18 protein-coding genes are annotated in these 18,210 nt (G+C 38.2%); 7 read left to right on the top strand and 11 right to left on the bottom strand.

Annotated features, from left to right (window positions below; all coding sequences use genetic code 11):
* Nucleotides 1-45: 45 nt before the first annotated feature.
* The gene (gene pdeM, locus ACTJKC_RS19465; RefSeq protein ID WP_440794505.1) at nt 46-684 is read left to right on the top strand and encodes a ligase-associated DNA damage response endonuclease PdeM; all 639 of its coding nucleotides are present in this window, start codon (nt 46-48) and stop codon (nt 682-684) included.
* A gap of 3 nt (nt 685-687) precedes the next feature.
* On the opposite strand, the gene trxA is transcribed toward pdeM, so the two are convergent.
* The 5 genes from trxA to ACTJKC_RS19440 all read right to left on the bottom strand — a co-directional run bounded on the left by trxA (nt 688) and on the right by ACTJKC_RS19440 (nt 7,045).
* Complete coding sequence (gene trxA, locus ACTJKC_RS19460) at nt 688-984, bottom strand: thioredoxin (protein WP_440794503.1); 297 nt, start codon at nt 982-984, stop codon at nt 688-690.
* Between the two features lie 161 nt (nt 985-1,145).
* Nucleotides 1,146-1,760: a hypothetical protein gene (locus ACTJKC_RS19455; RefSeq protein WP_440794501.1), complete on the bottom strand. Its 615-nt coding sequence runs from the start codon at nt 1,758-1,760 to the stop codon at nt 1,146-1,148.
* A gap of 63 nt (nt 1,761-1,823) precedes the next feature.
* Complete coding sequence (locus ACTJKC_RS19450; protein WP_440794499.1) at nt 1,824-3,170, bottom strand: dihydrolipoamide acetyltransferase family protein; 1,347 nt, start codon at nt 3,168-3,170, stop codon at nt 1,824-1,826.
* Nucleotides 3,171-3,226: 56 nt separating this feature from the next.
* Nucleotides 3,227-4,471: a competence/damage-inducible protein A gene (locus ACTJKC_RS19445; protein ID WP_440794497.1), complete on the bottom strand. Its 1,245-nt coding sequence runs from the start codon at nt 4,469-4,471 to the stop codon at nt 3,227-3,229.
* A gap of 3 nt (nt 4,472-4,474) precedes the next feature.
* A complete protein-coding gene (locus tag ACTJKC_RS19440) occupies nt 4,475-7,045 on the bottom strand; it encodes a putative LPS assembly protein LptD (protein ID WP_440794495.1) in 2,571 nt (856 codons plus the stop codon).
* Between the two features lie 164 nt (nt 7,046-7,209).
* Here ACTJKC_RS19440 and ACTJKC_RS19435 point away from each other — a divergent pair, with 164 nt between their 5' ends.
* From ACTJKC_RS19435 to ACTJKC_RS19425, 3 genes are all read left to right on the top strand, one after another.
* The gene (locus ACTJKC_RS19435) at nt 7,210-8,073 is read left to right on the top strand and encodes an N-acetylmuramoyl-L-alanine amidase family protein (protein WP_344853878.1); all 864 of its coding nucleotides are present in this window, start codon (nt 7,210-7,212) and stop codon (nt 8,071-8,073) included.
* 9 nt (nt 8,074-8,082) lie between these two features.
* A complete protein-coding gene (locus tag ACTJKC_RS19430) occupies nt 8,083-8,859 on the top strand; it encodes an N-acetylmuramoyl-L-alanine amidase family protein (RefSeq protein ID WP_440794493.1) in 777 nt (258 codons plus the stop codon).
* Nucleotides 8,860-9,031: 172 nt separating this feature from the next.
* The gene (locus ACTJKC_RS19425) at nt 9,032-9,985 is read left to right on the top strand and encodes an MlaD family protein (protein ID WP_440794491.1); all 954 of its coding nucleotides are present in this window, start codon (nt 9,032-9,034) and stop codon (nt 9,983-9,985) included.
* A gap of 308 nt (nt 9,986-10,293) precedes the next feature.
* On the opposite strand, the gene ACTJKC_RS19420 is transcribed toward ACTJKC_RS19425, so the two are convergent.
* From ACTJKC_RS19420 to ACTJKC_RS19405, 4 genes are all read right to left on the bottom strand, one after another.
* Entirely contained in the window at nt 10,294-11,199 is a 906-nt protein-coding gene (locus tag ACTJKC_RS19420) for a ribonuclease Z (RefSeq protein WP_440794560.1), read from the bottom strand.
* Nucleotides 11,200-11,269: 70 nt separating this feature from the next.
* On the bottom strand, nt 11,270-11,647 hold the full coding sequence (locus tag ACTJKC_RS19415; protein WP_344853851.1) for an STAS domain-containing protein: 378 nt from the start codon (nt 11,645-11,647) through the stop codon (nt 11,270-11,272).
* A 45-nt stretch (nt 11,648-11,692) separates the two neighbouring features.
* The gene (locus ACTJKC_RS19410; RefSeq protein ID WP_440794489.1) at nt 11,693-12,637 is read right to left on the bottom strand and encodes a phosphoribosylaminoimidazolesuccinocarboxamide synthase; all 945 of its coding nucleotides are present in this window, start codon (nt 12,635-12,637) and stop codon (nt 11,693-11,695) included.
* A 163-nt stretch (nt 12,638-12,800) separates the two neighbouring features.
* Complete coding sequence (locus ACTJKC_RS19405) at nt 12,801-13,760, bottom strand: PhoH family protein (protein ID WP_344853849.1); 960 nt, start codon at nt 13,758-13,760, stop codon at nt 12,801-12,803.
* Between the two features lie 103 nt (nt 13,761-13,863).
* Here ACTJKC_RS19405 and ACTJKC_RS19400 point away from each other — a divergent pair, with 103 nt between their 5' ends.
* The 3 genes from ACTJKC_RS19400 (at nt 13,864) to ACTJKC_RS19390 (ending at nt 15,524) form a co-directional block, all read left to right on the top strand.
* Nucleotides 13,864-14,643, top strand: coding sequence for an SAM hydrolase/SAM-dependent halogenase family protein (locus ACTJKC_RS19400; protein WP_344853848.1), 780 nt, complete (start codon nt 13,864-13,866; stop codon nt 14,641-14,643).
* A gap of 235 nt (nt 14,644-14,878) precedes the next feature.
* A complete protein-coding gene (locus ACTJKC_RS19395) occupies nt 14,879-15,397 on the top strand; it encodes a hypothetical protein (protein ID WP_440794487.1) in 519 nt (172 codons plus the stop codon).
* On the top strand, nt 15,378-15,524 hold the full coding sequence (locus tag ACTJKC_RS19390; protein ID WP_440794485.1) for a hypothetical protein: 147 nt from the start codon (nt 15,378-15,380) through the stop codon (nt 15,522-15,524). The genes ACTJKC_RS19395 and ACTJKC_RS19390 overlap by 20 nt, the downstream gene beginning before the upstream one ends.
* Before the next feature lie 151 nt (nt 15,525-15,675).
* Here the strand turns inward: ACTJKC_RS19390 and ACTJKC_RS19385 are convergent, their stop codons facing one another.
* Together ACTJKC_RS19385 and serC are read right to left on the bottom strand one after the other, a co-directional pair.
* Entirely contained in the window at nt 15,676-16,626 is a 951-nt protein-coding gene (locus tag ACTJKC_RS19385) for a D-2-hydroxyacid dehydrogenase (RefSeq protein ID WP_344853845.1), read from the bottom strand.
* 70 nt (nt 16,627-16,696) lie between these two features.
* Complete coding sequence (gene serC, locus ACTJKC_RS19380) at nt 16,697-17,770, bottom strand: 3-phosphoserine/phosphohydroxythreonine transaminase (RefSeq protein WP_440794483.1); 1,074 nt, start codon at nt 17,768-17,770, stop codon at nt 16,697-16,699.
* Nucleotides 17,771-18,210 lie beyond the last annotated feature (440 nt).

Here is an 18,210-nt window from a genome sequence, read left to right as displayed (position 1 = left end):
TAAAAGATCCTTCGACAAGCACAAGATGACAATAGCATAAAATAAATGACCATTACAAGCCAGGGTGAAGAACTGATTTTAGATAAAGAAAGGGCTATATTTTTACCAAAACATCAACTTTTAGCCATAAGCGACCTGCATTTAGGCAAATCGGCACATTTCAGGCAGGCAGGTTTACAGGTACCTGCAACCATTGCCCAAACCGATTTACAACGCTTAAGTTTGCTTATTAAACAATACCAGCCTAAAACATTGCTGATTAATGGCGATATGTTTCACCACGGCTTAAATACTGATATTGACGAATTTGCTGAATGGAGAAAACACTATCAGCAACTGAATTTCTTATTGGTTAAAGGGAATCACGATCGCCTGTCTCATGCCAATTATGCTGCAATGGACATCGAAATACACGAACCCAGCTATTGCTTAGGTCCATTCTGTTTTATCCACGATGCGCCAAATTGTACTGAAGAAGAATTATATCCCATCAGCGGACACATCCATCCAGGCGTTACCATTGTGGGGAAAGCAAAACAACGGTTAAAATTTCCATGTTTTTACTTCGGTAAGGAATACGCAGTATTACCTGCTTTTAGCTTATTTACCGGACTTTATAACATCTACCCTAAAACAAGCGAACGTATATTTGCAGTCACGCCAAAAAGTGTGGTAGAAGTTTAATATTCAGGCATGTGCATCAATCACCTGCTTAAGTTGAGCGGCCTGTAAAACTCCACTTTGCCTCCAAACCTGTACTCCATTTTTGAAAAGGATTAAGGTAGGAACGCTCTGAACATTGAACGAAGAAGCGGCAGGTTGATTCTTATCGATGTCAACTTTAAGGATGGAAACCGAATCGCCAACTTGTGATTTCAGCTGTTCTAAGATCGGTTTCATCATTTTACAGGGCCCACACCACTCTGCAAAAAAATCAACCAGTACAGGTTTGTCGCCATTAATTAAATCTGAAAACTTAGCCATGATATTTGTCTTTATTTAGAAACAAAGATAAACCGGATTGGTTTTTAATGAAAATTCGTCATTACGAACGGAGTGAAACGCAATGGGAAATCAATAATAGATCTCTCCATTTCGCTGTGCTTCAGTCGAGATGACGAATAAATTAAATAATTCTTCTTAAATTAAGCGCTTACCGTTAATTCAGCGGCTAAGGCAGTTACCCAGTTATCAAATAAAGCTTTTTCGATTTTAATTACTTCTGCAGCATGGTTTTCCCAATCATCAGAAAAGCTCACCAGCTGGTTCATCATTTCTTCCAGATGACCTTCTTCTTCCAGGATAATCGATTTCACATTTACCTTGCTCTTCGCCTCATCTAAAACGGCCTGGTAAATTGGATACAATTCATCAGCACGTACTTCAATCGCATAGGTAACAAATAAATAGGCAGCAAACTTTAAGTCGTAACCTGACAGATTAAACTGTGCTTTTAAGTAACGGCAAACCGCAATATCCAAAGCGTGCAAATAGTATTTGGTATGATTTGGTGAAAGTAACTCGGCATTTGTATAGGTTTTACATAACGACTCATCAACTTTTGAAATCTGCTTTTTTAAATAGTAGGCATGACGGTGTTCTTCTGCCGCATGTTTAAGGATAATCAGGTTTACATTTTCCTTATGCTCTGACGCTGAAATCTTTTTTGCACCTGCATTTTCCATATAAGACAATGTATTTAACCATTTGGCGTGCAATACATTATCCGAAACTATCGATTTTAAATTTGAAGCTAACATTCTTAATTGTTAAACTGGTAAATTGTTGGTATTAGCCAACTAAAATTTTTAACTGAAAACTGATTAAATTTCCCTGTTCAGGTCCCAGCTTTCTAAATAATCGGCTACCCTGCGCACAAACATGCCACCCAATGAGCCATCTACTACCCTATGATCGTAAGATAAAGAGAGGAACATCATGTGCCTGATCGCAATTACATCACCGTGTTCGGTTTCTAAAACAGCCGGTTTCTTTTTAATGGCCCCAACCGCTAAAATAGCTACCTGTGGCTGGTTGATAATCGGTGTACCCATTACGTTCCCGAAGCTACCTACATTGGTTAAGGTAAAGGTTCCACCCTGTGTTTCGTCGGGTTTTAATTTAGAATTTCTTGCTCTTGTGGCCAAATCGTTAACGGCTTTAGTTAAGCCAACAAGGTTAAGCTGATCGGCATTTCTAATTACAGGAACAATTAAATTTCCACTTGGTAAGGCAGCGGCCATACCGATATTGATATTTCCTTTTTTAATAATTTGTGTTCCGTTTACCGAAACATTGATCATCGGGAAATCTTTTATAGCTTTTGCAACAGCCTCTACAAATATTGGCGTAAAGGTTATTTTTTCATTTTCACGTTTCTCGAAACTGTTTTTTACTTTATTGCGCCATAATACCATATTGGTTACATCGGCTTCTACAAATGAAGTAACGTGTGGCGAGGTGGTTTTACTCATTACCATGTGGTCGGCAATCAGTTTACGCATCCTGTCCATTTCAATAATTTCGTCGGCACCGCTTACACTCGTTGTAGATGGTTTATTTGTAGGTCCGGTCTCAGCCTGAGCTGTTTTAGGCACTGCTGTTTCAGTCGCAGGAGGTGGATTTAATATAACCGTATTGGTTAAAGCAACTCCTCCATTTTTATTGGCAATATAATCCAGCAGGTCGTCTTTATTTAAACGACCATCAGTACCAGAACCTTTAATGGCATCTAACTCTGCCAGCGGAATATTTTCCTGCGCAGCAATGCTTTTTACCAGAGGAGAATAAAACCGTTCAGAAGCACTAAAATCTGTTACTGCAGCTTTATTTTCTGATGGAAGCTGCTCAATACCAGGAATTGTTTCTGCTTTTTCTGCTACAGCTGGCGCATCAACTACAGGAGTTTCAACGGCCGGGCTATCTCCGCCTGCAGTTTCTATTATTGCAATTACATCACCAACCTGGGCAATTTCATCTTCCTTAAATAATTGCTTTACCAACATACCGGCTACGGGCGAAGGAACTTCAGAATCTACCTTATCCGTAGCGATTTCGAGAATAGTATCGTCTAAATCGATCGTATCACCCGGTTGTTTTACCCATTTAATCACCGTTGCTTCCGCAACACTTTCACCCATTTTTGGTAACAATAGTTCGTATTGAGCCATATTAAATTACAGTATTTTATATTGGTAACGCCACAAAAATACAGTTTTTATTCGTTCTAAACTGTTTCTTTAAGTAGATTTAATAGCATGGTTAATGCGGAAGCTGCCGAACGCTCTATATTTTGAATGCGTTTGTTGCTGAAATTAAACACCTTAGCTACGGTTTTATGCCTGGAAGAAATTGCAATCCATACGGTACCAACCGGTTTATCTTCTGTTCCGCCATCAGGACCAGCTATTCCGCTAACTGCAATGGCATAATCGGTTTTGAAATGTTTTATGGCACCTTCTGCCATTTCGGTAACGGTTTCTTCGCTTACTGCCCCGAAAGTGGTTAAAGTATTTTCTTTTACCCCTAAAATTGATTCTTTTAACTCATAAGCGTAGGCGACTGCCCCGCCCCAATAAACCGAAGAACAGCCCGGATGTTGCGTAATTAAATGGGCAATGTATCCTCCGGTACAGCTTTCTGCCGTTGATAGGGTTAAGCCCTTTTCCTTCATGATATTGATGATTGCTTTTTCAAGCGCAATATCTTCATCAATCACCACAAATTGATTTACTTTGGCAATAATCTGTTTGGCGTACACTTCAACCTCTGCTTTTAATTCTGCTTCGTTATTTCCTTTGGCAGATAAACGCAAACGCACCTGACCTAATTTAGGCAGATAAGCCAATTTGATATGCTGAGGTAAATTATCTTCTATTTCTTCAATCTCTTTAGCCAAAAACGATTCGCCAATATTTGCAGTAAGGATGGTTTTATGAACGATAGCCGGAAGTTTAAACCTGCTGGTAATCCTCGGCAAAATCTCGTCATCCATTAAGTACATCATCTCATAGGGCACACCTGGCATAGAAACAAAAATCTTGTTATTTTGCTCAAACCACATACATGGCGCTGTGCCGTTTCTGTTCACAATTACCTCACAACCATCAGGAACATCAGCCTGCTGAATATTTACATCCAATAAAGGACGCTTGTATTTTTCAAAAATCTGGCGGACCATTTCAAGTGCTCCCGCATCATTACGGAAGCCCATATTAAAATATTTTGCAAGCGTTTTTTTAGTGATATCATCCTTCGTCGGACCTAAACCGCCGGTAATCAAAATAATATCAGCCCGTTTTTCGGCCTGAGCCAAAGCTTCGAGGATATGTTGTTCCTCATCAGAAACTGAAGTAATCTGTTTCACGGAAACACCAATCAGGTTTAGCTGTTTGGCCATCCAGGCAGAATTGGTATCCACAATCTGGCCGATGAGAATTTCATCGCCAATGGTAATAATTTCGGCTAGCATAATTTATCGGTATGTGCTGTAAAAACCTTGTCTTTTGCTCAATTTCAAATCCTGCAATATTGATGCTTTAACTTTAATGGTTACCGAATAACTCTTGTAGGCACCGTAAGGAACCCAGTTTACACTCATATCCCAGCAATGCAAATCGCGGTATATGGCCAGGTTCATCGGTGTTAAACCATTATTCTTAAAATCGTAACCGGAGTTAAACGTAACCTTCCACTTCGGAGTTAAGTTTACATCACCATTAAAGTTTAAGGTATTTGAAGTTGTAGTGGTGTTTCCATCATTCGAATATTGGAAACTATAAGAGAACGAAAAATTCCACGGAATGTTAAAATCAACAAAAGCATTCGGATCGCGGCTAATGGCTGCCAGTTGTTCCGACTGAATATCAGTTAAACCTTTTTTATTGGCCGCTTCACCCAGCTTATCATTGGCTTCATTTTTACGTTTTAAAGCTTCAGGGTTTAAACTATAATCAAACGAGAAACCAAAATTTGCCAGGCGTGGCAAAAATTTACCGGTTTGCCAGAAATAACGGTCTTGCCTGATTCTTAATGTTGAACCTGGTAAAGTATCGTTCCTTAACGAATAAGGATCTAATGTTCCGTTGTAGTTGATGCCCAGTTTATCGGTAAACTGAGACCGGCCGCTAAAACCAATGTTTGATAACTTATACGAAGTTGCGAGGAAATTGTATGAACCGCTAAAACTCAATCCCTGGATAATCGGGATTTTTTTCGAACCCGTTCCGGTTGTATCGTTTTTGTTCCGCACTTTCAACTCAACGGTATTATCCAATCCAAACCCAATGGAAGCGTTAGGGCCACCAAAAGAGCCCGGCTGCGCCATACCATCAAATATGGAGTACTTTAAAGGTATTCCGTTAACTAAAATCGGTTTATTATTTTGGTTAATTGCAGCTTCATATGGTCCGGAACCTGCTTTTGTAAAATCAGGCGAATAAGAGAATGAAACATTTGGTGTCATTACATGCCTCAAAGCCTGAATTTTTCCCTGAGGGTTAAAATCCCTTCTTCCGTAAATCTTAGTCGACATGCTAGTAGATAAGCTATAGCTACCGGCTCTTTTAAAGCCACTTAAGGTATCTTCTCTAAAGCTATAGGTATTATCTGCGAATTCTGTATATTTTCGTCTTACACTCTGGAAATTCCAAACTTCATTATATGTTCCGCCTAAACTAAAGTTTAAATATTTCAGGGCAGTAAACGACATATTTACAGGAATGCTATGAGAAAAACCACTTCTTAAACGTTTTAAACCATCGTTCTGGAAAAGTAAACTATCAAAAGTATCAATCCGGTTTGTTCCCTGCAAGCTATAGCCCACCGTTATTTTCTGATACCATTTTTGCTCCCCAACTGCATTTTTCGAACTGAAAGGGTTAAAAGTTGGTACGTTAAATGTTACTTCGGGTAACCTTAGAGATATGGCCCTTGTACTTAAGGTCTGATCACTTGAAGCCGCCATGGAGAAGTTCATCCCGTTTGAAAAAGCTTTGGCATAACTCACACTACTACTGGTAGAGTTTGTTGCAATGGTATTAATATCGTAAGTGGTACCCGCTGCCGTATTTTTGTAATAACCTTTTCTTCCGGTGGATACCAGCCTTACACTTGCACTAAAGGTAGTTCCGGGATTGGCATTGGCGTTTTGGCTGTGGCTCCAGTTGATGCTAAAGTTTTTGGTCGGGTTTGCAAATGCCTCCGTACCTTCTAAACCGTCTTTAAAACTCGAATAAGACAGGTTAATGTTACCGTTATATTTATAACGCTTGGTGTAATTACTCAATACACTGGTTTCGTAAGATCCATTGGTATAAATTGAGCCCATCAACTTGGCATCCCAGTAATCGTTTAAACCGAGGTAATACCCCCCGTTTTGCAGGAAAAATCCCCTCGTGGCATCTTCACCGGGCGTTGGTAAAATAACACCGGAAGTTCGTTTATTTTGCTTGGGAAAAAATGCAAATGGAAGCCCTAAAAAGGTCGGAATATCCTCAATAATCATATAAACCGGTCCGGTAATAATCTGTTTTTCGGTTACAACCCCTTTCGAGATCATTAATCCAAAGTGAGGATGCGGCAAATTACAGGTGCTGTACATCACATTTTTAATGTGCAGCTCATCATCTATTTGCTTTTTACTCTGCCCTCCGGAGAAAAACCCACCCTCCTGTTCAGAGAAAACGCCATAAACTTTGGCCCGGGTTGTTTCTGAATTGTAAAAAATAGAATCGGCAATTGCAGTTCCGTCAGCACCCGATTTAAAAATCGGTCTGCCGGTATATCTCCCCGTTTTTGGATCTTTAACACCCCTTGCAAAAATGGTATTCTGCTTTTTATCGTATTTGATATAACTCGCATCCAGCTCAAAATCACCATAAATAACCCTGGCATTTCCATATAGATAAACGATGTTTTTATCAGCACTCATTTTTACAGAGTCATCTGCCTTGTACTCTACTTTCTGATCGAGACTGCTGTTATTCTTGCCCGTTTTTTTGGTTGTATCCTTTTTTGTAGTGTCTTGTTGAATGATCTGTTGCAATGAAAATCGCGAAAATGCGTTAGCTTTACCAACAACAAGTGTTAATAAAATGACAGAAATTAGTAAAATAGAGCTCTTAAGAAGTTTCAAATTCGTATTTGAATGTTATTTTTGCACAAATGTTTAATCAAAAACGTTCAAAATTAGTGAAAAATATACCATTGATGTATCTTAAATCCATTTTAACATTTATTATTTATTTAGTATTGTCAAATACAATTGATAATCAAGCGCTTGCGCAAGAATATAAAATTAAAACAATTGTAATTGATGCGGGTCACGGCGGCAAAGACGGCGCCACACACGGCGTCTATTCGAAAGAAAAAGACGTTGCGCTTAAAACTGCATTAAATCTTGGCAAAGCACTTCAAGACAGCTTAAAAGATATCAAGGTAATCTACACCAGGCAAACTGATGTTTTTATTCCTTTGTACGAGCGTATTAATATTGCCAATAACGCAAAAGCGGATTTATTTATCTCAATCCACTTAAACGATATGCCTGTTCGGGTATCGCGGGTGGTTGATTATTACAAAAAAGTGCGGGGCAAAAAAGTACCGGTTTATACAACCGTTACTTCGAAAAGTACGTCTACAAGGGGAACAGAAACTTTCGTATCCGGAACAGGCCGTTTAGGCGAGCAGGATGAGGTAATTAAAAGGGAGAACGCATCGATGTTTCTTGAGGATAACTACCAGAAAAACTATGAAGGTTTTATTGCGAATACGCCAGAGAATGACATTATGTTATCTTTAATGAAACAAACGAACAGGGATAGGAGTTTAAAGTTTGCTTCGATGTTACAGCAAGAGTATGTTAATGCCGGCCGTACCAACCGTGGTGTGCAGGAAAAAAGTTTAGCAGTGCTGGCACGTGCAGCCATGCCGGCAGTTTTAACTGAAATTGGTTTTGTGAGTAATCCGGAAGACGAAGACTATATGAACTCACAGGAAGGACAGAACGAAATTGTAAGCGGTATCATCAGGGCAATTAAAAATTATAAACGCATAGCCGAAACATCATTTTAATTACTTATAATGAAGATCAAACTTCTGATAACGATATTTTTCCTCTCCATTTTTGCTGTCAAACAATCATCCGCTCAAGGGTACAAAATTAAAACTATTGTAATTGATCCCGGACACGGGGGCAGAAAACCTGGTGCTTCGGGTAGTTTTACAAAGGAAAAAGATATTTCGTTAAAAGTTGGATTAAAGCTGGGTGAACTGATAAAAGAAGAACTTCCTGACGTTAAAGTAATTTTTACCCGTAAAACCGATATTGATGTAGACCTCTACCGCCGTGCAGAAATTGCAAACGAAGCCAATGCCGATCTGTTTATTTCGGTACATTGCAACTCAATGCCACCGGGCAACAAACACATTAAAGGTGTAGAAACATTGGTGGCAGGTTCGCATCGGTTAAAAGAGCAGGATGCAGCCATCCGTGAAAACGCCGATATCAAACTGGAAAAGAATTATAAAAGCAAATATGATGGTTACGACCCAAATAACCCCAGTAGTTTTATCCTTTTGTCACTGTTAAAAAACACCTTTCGGGATAAAAGTATTAAATTTGCAAAACTGATCCAGAACAGTTACATCAGCAGGGATGAAAGACTTAGCCGTGGTGTAAAAGAACAGGGCGTTCTGGTATTGCAACGTTGCGGTATGCCGGCTGTTTTAACAGAGGTTGGTTTTATTTCAAACACCGAGGAAGAAAAATATATTAATTCGCAAAAAGGTCAGAATGAAATTGCTAATTCTATTCTGGAAGCAATAAAAACATACAAAAAAAATATTGAAGTTAAATAAGTGGCATTATAAATGATAGTTATTTTAACTTTACGAAAAATATTAACAGATACCAGATAAACAATTGATGTAAACTTTGTGTATTTATAAAGTTTAACGTTATAAAAAAAGAAATTACGCTCCAGCGGGTTTTAAAAACAAACTTAAATCTGCAGCATTAATAACAACACTTATGAAGATTAAGAACGAAACCAAGGTAGGTATTTTAGCCGCATTTGCCATAGCTTTACTAATTATTGGATATAATTTTTTAAAAGGTAATTCCATTTTCTCAAACGAAACAACACTTTATGCTAAGTACACCAGGGTTGATGGTTTAACGGTATCAAAACCGATATTAATTAACGGTTATCAGATTGGCCGCGTTGCTAAACTGGAGCTACAACATGATGGTACCGTAATTGCAACCTTAAGTGTTAATAGTAAATACGAAATTCCTGAAAATAGTATTGCCCGTTTAGAAGGTACCGATCTTTTAGGTAGCAAAGCGATTGTAATGTCGTTAGGTAACTCTAAAAAAATGGCAGAAGATGGCTACACTTTAAATGCCAATGTAGAAAAAGGATTGATGGAGCAGGTTCAGCCGGTACAGAAAAAAGCTGAATTGATTATCGGTAAAATGGATTCGATCTTGAGCAGTGTAAATTCTATCCTTAATCCAAATTTCCAGAAAAATGTGGATAAGAGTTTTAACAGCATTGCAGGTACTTTAGCTTCGTTAGAAACGACTTCTAAAAAAGTTGATGGTTTGGTGGGTTCTGAAAGCAAACGTATTGAAGCGATTTTTAGAAATGTAGAAGGCATTACTGCTAACCTGAATAACAACAATCAAAAAATAAGCGACATTTTAACCAATATTAATACGGTTACCGATAAGTTTGCCGCTGCTAATTTTAAACAAACATTAGATAACGCAAATAACGCCATTGCCGATTTACAAAGCGTGATTTCAGGTATTAAAGGTGGAAAAGGTAGTTTAGGCTTATTGTTAAACGATGATAAAATGTATCAGAATTTAACTAATGCTTCTAAAAATCTTGATGAATTAATGATCGATTTAAAAGCAAATCCTAAACGTTACGTACACTTCTCGGTATTCGGTGGTGGAAATAAAAAAGACAAGTAATTAATTTTTATAAATTCGAAAGCCCTGTAGTTTTTTAATTGCAGGGCTTTTTTTGTGCGCTATTTTGCAACGGAGAGACGCACAAAAGAGAATCTCTCTTTTTGTTGTCATCCTGAACGCAGTGAAGGATCTTTAATTAGATAAAACTTGGCTTATTTCTTTAGCCCGGAGACATATCGCTCTCCATTGTCATCCTGAGCGTAGTCGAAGGATCTTTAAATTTAGGTAACTCAATAGATTATTTTTTTGCCACGGAGACACAGATAAGCACGGAGTTATTCTTACGTGGTCATTGCTATAGTAAAAAATTAAAGCGAAAAAGTCCTGCCCTCAACAGCTAACTCTGTATTTTCGAACACAGATTGCGCTTCCTCCAAAAGCATTTGTAAAGTCTTGTAGCGTGAAGAAAAATGCCCGATGAGCAATTTCTTTGCTCCGGTAATTTTAGCCACTTCCCCTGCCTGTAAAGCTGTAGTGTGGTGTGTTTCATTCGCCCGGTCTAACAGATCATGCATGAAAGTGGCTTCATGATATAGCGTATCGCAATCTTTTATGGTCGAAAAATAACGTTCGTCAAATAAGGTATCTGAGCAGTAAGCATAACAACGTGGTGGGTCGGCTTCTGTAGTGTAATCGGAACTGCGTAAAATATCGCCGTTTGGCAATTCTACATCGTTTCCCTTTTTTAAAGTGGTATAATAAGCCATCGGCACTTCATCAGCCTTTTCTTTAATCAGCTTGCGTTGTCTTTTCTTTTGTTGAAAAATAAAACCTGTGGTCGGGATACGGTGATTTAAAACAATGGTTTTTACAGTCAGATCACTGTTTTCGAAAATCTGGGTAGATTGATCTGCTTCGATCGGGAAAAATTCGATCGGGTACCTTAAAACCGTATCTGAGTATTTAAACTGGATCTCTAAGATCTCCAGCAAAGGTTTCGGACCGAAAATCTGCATGGGTTTTATCCTGCCGTTTAAATGCAGACTTGATAGCAAACCGATTAAGCCAAAATAATGATCACCATGCAGATGACTGATGAAAATATAATCGATCCGGGCTGCCTTTAGGTTAAACCTGGCCAATTGTTGTTGTGTACCTTCACCACAGTCGATCAAATAGTATTTTTCGTTACAGTTTAAAAGCTGTGCTGATGGATTCCTGTTAAATACAGGTGTTGCAGAACTGCTTCCCAAAATTGTAACTTCAAACTTCATCATGATCAGATATAAAAAGCCCCGTAGATTTTTAGAAACTACGAGGCCGTAATGTTATTTAAATAATATGTTATTTAGCGCCTCTAAACTCTTTTTCCAACTCTTCCATAAAGATGAAATCTGTTGCTTCGTCTAATGTATTAACAAACGTTACAGATTGAAATATGTTTGATAATTCAATAATTGAAGCAAGCTCATCATTAATCCCGGTTACGATAAATAATCCGCCTGCCGATTTGCAAAGCCTGTCGCCAACCAATAAGCAGCTTAAATCCTGTGCATCATTACACTCGGTAACATGGCTTAAATCAACAATAATGTTCTGAAAGCCTTCGGCATTAAGTAAATAGAATTCTGATTTTAAGCCTGGTGCATTATCATTTGTAAACTTAGTTTCCTCTAACTTTAAGGTTACATATTTATCGTGTTTATCTACTGAAAATTTCATCTCTCTAATCTTTAATTCTACTAATGTAGAAATTTCTTTCGAATTTTATAAAGTTTCTAAAGCCTTTACCACATTGCTTTCGATACGGCTCGAAATGGCATCTGCATCTGCTTTTATAAACGTCTCTCCTACAATATGTTCGTAAAGTTCGATGTAACGTTCAGAAATCGAGTTTACAATTTCAGGTGTCATTTCTGGTATCGTTTGACCATCTTTCCCCTGAAAACCGTTTTCGATTAACCATTTTCTTACAAACTCTTTCGAAAGTTGTTTTTGTGGCTCATTATTATCCTGACGTTCCTGATAACCTTCAGCATAAAAATAACGTGAAGAATCTGGTGTATGAATTTCGTCGATCAGGTAAATTACTCCATCTGCAGAACCAAATTCATATTTTGTATCTACTAAAATCAATCCGCTTTTGGCGGCAATTTCAGTTCCGCGTTGGTATAATGCGTAAGTATATTCTTCTAATTTTTCGTAATCTGTAATCGAAACGATGCCTTTGGCCAGAATATCTTCTTTCGAAATATCTTCGTCGTGACCAACCGAAGCCTTTGTTGTTGGGGTAATAATCGGCTGAGGTAATTTATCATTTTCTTTTAAACCTTCCGGCAAAGCAACACCACAAACAGAGCGTTTACCGGCGTTGTATTCGCGCCATGCATGACCAGCCAGGTAACCCCGTATTACCATTTCTACTTTAAAGGGCTCGCAGATACGGCCTATAGTAACCATCGGATCAGGAACAGCCAAAACCCAGTTTGGAACGATATCTTGTGTAGCAGCTAAAAATTTAGCAGCAATCTGGTTTAATACCTGTCCTTTAAATGGAATCGCCTCAGGCAATACTACGTCAAATGCAGAAATACGGTCTGATACCACCATTACCATGGATTGATCAGCAATAGTATATACATCACGTACTTTGCCTTTGTAAAAATTACTTTGATTCGGGAAATTGAAATGGGTTTCTTTTAGTGCTTTCATGAGGCAGTAAAAATAGGGAAAAAGTCCGAAAGTCCGAAGACCGCGGTCAGAAGTCAGAAGATATAATTTATTAAAAAACCAAAAATAATAATGTCAAATGGATGATGGTTTTAAAAGCTTTAACGCTGCCCATCATCCATTTTCCATCTTACATTTTACATAACTACTGAATATCTCCGTAAGCTTTCAAAATGTCTTTCACCAGTTTATGCCTTACCACATCTTCTCCGCTCAAATAAATAATATCGATTCCTTTAATATCTTCTAAAATTCTCAGCCCATTAAATAAACCCGACATTTGTTTTTTAGGTAAGTCGACCTGTGTAACATCACCCGTAACGATAAATTTTGCGGTTGGGCCCATACGGGTTAAAAACATTTTTAACTGCATATCGGTGGCATTTTGAGCCTCATCTAAAATCACAAAACAGTTATCTAAAGTACGGCCACGCATAAAAGCTAATGGCGCAATTTCGATGGTGCGGTTTTCGATATAGAATTTCAATTTCTCTGCAGGAATCATATCATCCAGCGCATCATAAAGCGGACGTAAATAAGGGTCGATTTTTTCTTTTAAATCTCCCGGTAAAAAACCCAGGTTTTCCCCTGCTTCAACTGCGGGACGGGTTAAAATAATCCTTTTAATTTCTTTATTCTTTAAAGCTCTAACCGCTAAAGCTACTGCTGTATAGGTTTTACCTGTTCCGGCTGGTCCAATGGCAAAAAGGATGTCGTTTTTAGCAATACTACTAACCATTTTACGCTGATTTGCCGTTCTTGCCTTTACCAATAAGCCATTAGTACCAAAAACAATTACTTCTCCGCCACCTCCGGTTGGTTGTTCTGCATCTTTTTTTGCAACGCCCGCTGCCTTTGCGCCCAGTATCGTTTCTACATCATTATTGCTTAGTGAGCTATATTTTTCGAGGTGTGCAATCAGCTGGTTAAACTTCTCTTCGAAAGCCTTAAGTTCCTGTTCATCACCGAGAACCTTAACATCACTACCTCTCGCCACCAGTTTTAACTTCGCGAAAGCACCTTTAATCATTTCGTAATTCTCATTGTTCGGCCCCCAAAAGTGAGCAGGATTTACGGTATCCAGAGTTAATTTTAATTCGTTCAAACTGTAGTATTTTAAAAAGTTATCGGGGTATATTAATTAAAATTTGAATATTTGCAGACGCTTAGGCCTGTACACAAGAATAAGCAATAATAATGAATTTTTAATGGGGATAATTACTTTAACAACAGATTTAGGTTCGAAAGATTTTTACCAGAGTGCTCTAAAAGGTAGTCTGTTGAGTCTTATGCCTAATGTTAATTTAGTTGATATTACCCACGAAGTTCCTTCGTTTAATATTTCTTATGCGGCTTTTGTTTTAAAAAACGCTTATCCTTACTTTCCGAAGAACACGGTACACTTAATCGGCATCGATTCGGTTTATAGTGAAAATACCAAATACATTGCCGTAAAACACCGCGATCATTATTTTGTTGGCGCAGATAATGGCATTTTCTCGCTTCTTTTTGATGATATACCGGAAGATGTAGTGGAGCTGAATATCATGCAGGATTTAAAATATTTGCATTTCCCACTGGTTGATATTTTTGTGAAGGCTGCAACGCATCTGGCTAAAGGTGGTAAATTAAAGGATATCGGTTTACCTGTAGCAGAGATTGAGCAGAAGATGCTTTTACACCCTGTAATTGAGCGCGATGTGATCCGCGGAAGTGTGGTGTACATCGATACGTTTTGCAATGTAATTACTAACATTACGAAAGATCTTTTTACCAAAATTCAGAAAAACAGGGATTTTACTTTACACTTTAGAAAAAGCGAAACCATTACTCAACTGAGCTGGCATTACAACGAAGTGCAGGAAGGTGAAAAACTTTGCCTCTTCGGAATCAGTAATCACCTCGAAATTGCAATTAACAAAGGAAAAGCGAGTGGTTTACTGGGCTTGCATCTGGGAGATATTGTGCGGGTTGAGTTTCATTCTTAGAGAGGTGAAAGACTAAAGGAGAAAGACTAAAGCAGAAAGCCGTCATTTCGAGCGGAGTGCAACGAAGTCGAGAAATCTATCAAGGCAGATCTCTCCTGTCTGAAGCAGGCGGGCGTTCCACTGCGTTTCAGTCAAGATGACGAATATTTTGGCGCTTTGCACTACCAATACATCAATGACGGCTGAACCAATGAACCAGTAAAACAACTTCTACCCTTTTCGCGTTTATATCCACATGAAGAAATATTTTTACCTGCTTCCGGTTATTTTAATGAGTTTTCAGGTTTATGCACAACAAGATACTGTTGCTTATGCAGCACAACGCGTTAAAGTAAATTCATTGCTCCAGGAGCGAAGCGCGAAGTTTGGCCAGTATGATGAAAGCTTAACGCAGCGTTCAGGTATTTTTGGCTGGCAGACGAAGAAAGATATTAAAAACTCGAATGAAATTCTCCGTCAAGTGGTATTAACGGATAATAATATTTTTAAAGAGCTGAAAATTTTAATGGATTATAAAGACCTGCAGAACCAGCAAAAAGTGGCGGTTGCAGATAACTCTCAAGAACGCATTGAAGCCTATATGGGTACCATTAAAAAACTTCAGGATCAAAATTCACAACTTAAAGAAGATTTAGACAAAAAGAATAAAGGCAGTTTATCAAACTACATTATTGCATTTCTGGTTTTAGTGATGATTGGTGGGTTTTATTTCTTCAATAAAAAACTACAGCGATATGAAAAGAGGACTGTTTAAAATACTGGCAAAGATAAACAAGGTAGTATTACCAAGTTTGTATAAAAAAGATCCGAATAAGCTGACTACTTTTCAGAAAGCGATATTGGGCTATCGTTATTGGGTTATAACGAATGCGCTGGATTAGGATAAAAGACCTTACAGGTTTTAAAACCCATAAGGTCTGGACTTCCGCGCTAACGCTCGTTTTTAACGAGCGTTGAATAGTTTATCGTTTACAAACGATAGAATCGTAAAGCTATTTATGCACTCGTTTGGAAACGAGCGCAAGCCCCTATCTATTTTTTAAAATGCTCAATAATCAGCGTAGCCAATTCCGTACCGATACGTTCTTGTGCTTCGTTGGTTGATGCACCGATGTGCGGTGTTAAAGAGATTTTAGGATGTGTTAAAATTTCTGCCAATGGTGTTGGCTCATTGTCAAAAACATCTAAACCGGCAAAAGAAACCTTCCCTGAATTTAATGCTTCAATTAAAGCTGGTTCATCAATTGTTCCACCGCGTGAGCAATTTACAATACCTACGCCATTTTTCATTTTTGCAAATTCCTCTGCACCTAAAATAGGTTTATCGGCAAATGGGGTGTGTAAACTAAGGAAATCACTACCGGCAATAACTTCATCCAATGATACCGTTTTAATTGGAATACTTACTGATTTTCCGCCCTGGAATTCTAAAGTAATTTCAGATTCTGAAGGATATAAATCGTAAGCCAAAACATTCATGCCTAAGCCTAATGCCACTTTTGCAGTAGCGCGCCCAATACGGCCAAAACCAATAATACCAATGGTTTTACCACTTAATTCAGTTCCTTTAGCATAAGCTTTTTTAAGGTTGTTGAATTGTGTTGAACCTTCAACAGGCATCTTACGGTTGGCATCCTGTAAAAATCTGATACCGGTAAACAAGTGAGAAAACACCAGTTCGGCTACTGATAATGATGAAGCAGCCGGTGTATTAACTACTGCAACCCCCTGACTGCGTGCGTATTCTACGTCGATATTATCCATACCAACCCCACCTCTACCAATTAATTTGATATTTGGAACGGCATCAATTAACTCTTTTCTAACTTTTGTTGCACTACGAACGGTAATGGCATCATAGTTTTTTAACGCTTCGGCTAACTGATCTTGTGGAATGGTTTCTGTATCTACCTGAAAACCTGCTTTTTCTAATAATTCTTTTCCGATCGGATCGATCCCATCGTTTGCTAATATCTTAATCATATGTATGATTTCACTGATTAAATTGATTACACAGATTTAAATGCGAATCAATTATCGGTTAAAATTTAAATTAATTTGCTTTTGCCTGTTGTTCTTCAAATGACTGCATGGCATCGATCAACGCGTGAACGCTTGTAATTGGTAACGCATTGTACATTGAGGCACGGAAACCACCTACACTTCTGTGTCCTTTAATACCCACAATCCCTTGCTCTTCTGAATATTTCAGGAATGGTTTTTCCAGTTCTGCATTTTCCATTACGAAACAAATGTTCATTCTAGAACGGTCTTCAACTGCACAGGTCCCTTTAAATAATGGGTTACGGTCTATCTCTCTGTAAAGTGCCTCAGCTTTTTGTTTGTTTTCCTTTTCAATTTCGGCAACACCACCTTTCGATTTTAACCAGCGAAGGTTCAGCAATGCCACATAAATAGAGAAGACAGGTGGCGTGTTATACATTGAACCATTATCGATATGAGATTGATAATTTAACATAGATGGAATTTTACGGTCAATTTTACCTAAAATTTCATCTTTCACAATCGCAATGGTTAAGCCTGCAGGACCAATGTTTTTTTGTGCACCGGCATAAATCAGATCGAACTGAGAAACATCGATTACGCGGCTCATAATATCAGACGACATATCGCAAACTACCGGAACACTGGTTTCAGGCACTTCGAACAGCTCGGTACCATAAATCGTATTGTTCGAGGTATAGTGGAAATAAGCACTATCAGCAGGAATTTCAAAATCTTTTGGAATAAAAGTATAGTTCGCATCTTTTGAAGAAGCAACTACATTTACATTACCAATAAATTTAGCTTCCTTTAACGCTTTGGTAGCCCAAACGCCCGAATCTAAATAACTTGCTGTTTGTCCGTCGCCCAATAAGTTCATCGGAACCATTGCAAACTGTAAACTTGCACCACCCTGTAAAAATAAAACGGAATAACCCGACGGCACATTTAATAATTCTTTTACCAACTTATCAGCTTCAGCAACAACTGCCTCAAATTCGGTTGTTCTGTGCGAAACTTCTAAAATTGATAATCCATCGTTAAAATCTAAAACAGCCTGAGCTGCTTGTTTAAACACTTCTTGAGGTAAAATACAAGGGCCTGCGCCAAAATTATGCTTCATCTTATTATATAATGTTTTATGGCGGTAAATGTAAAATTTTTAAAGCAGTTATGCCCCAAAAATCGTCACCTAAAAAATTAAATTTTGTTAAAAAAAAGCCATAAATTGATTGATTTATTACAGTTTTTGCAATTAAAACGTTTTACTAAAAACAGATCAAAACAAACCTATAATATTTTCGAAATATGGTTAGTTTAAATGCAAAATCAGCTCTCTAAACCAGTTGAAAAGCAGAATACGATTTGTATAATGTACTAATGAATTTACTGATCTAACTAAAACTCAAAGAGGATCTCAAAACGGTGGGTTCGCGTTAAGGATTGTAAGGGTTCAGTACCGATCCTTCATCGGTACCGGAGCGAAGCGCAGCCCTGAAAAGCCTGACCCTTGCGCAGCATGGGTAACGCTCATATCAGTTTGCAGCTTGCAGTTAGCAGCTC

This window comes from Pedobacter sp. 22226, assembly GCF_052045455.1.
In the GTDB taxonomy this organism is placed as follows: Bacteria; Bacteroidota; Bacteroidia; order Sphingobacteriales; family Sphingobacteriaceae; genus Pedobacter; species Pedobacter jeongneungensis.
This window is presented reverse-complemented; position numbering and strand designations above follow the sequence as displayed.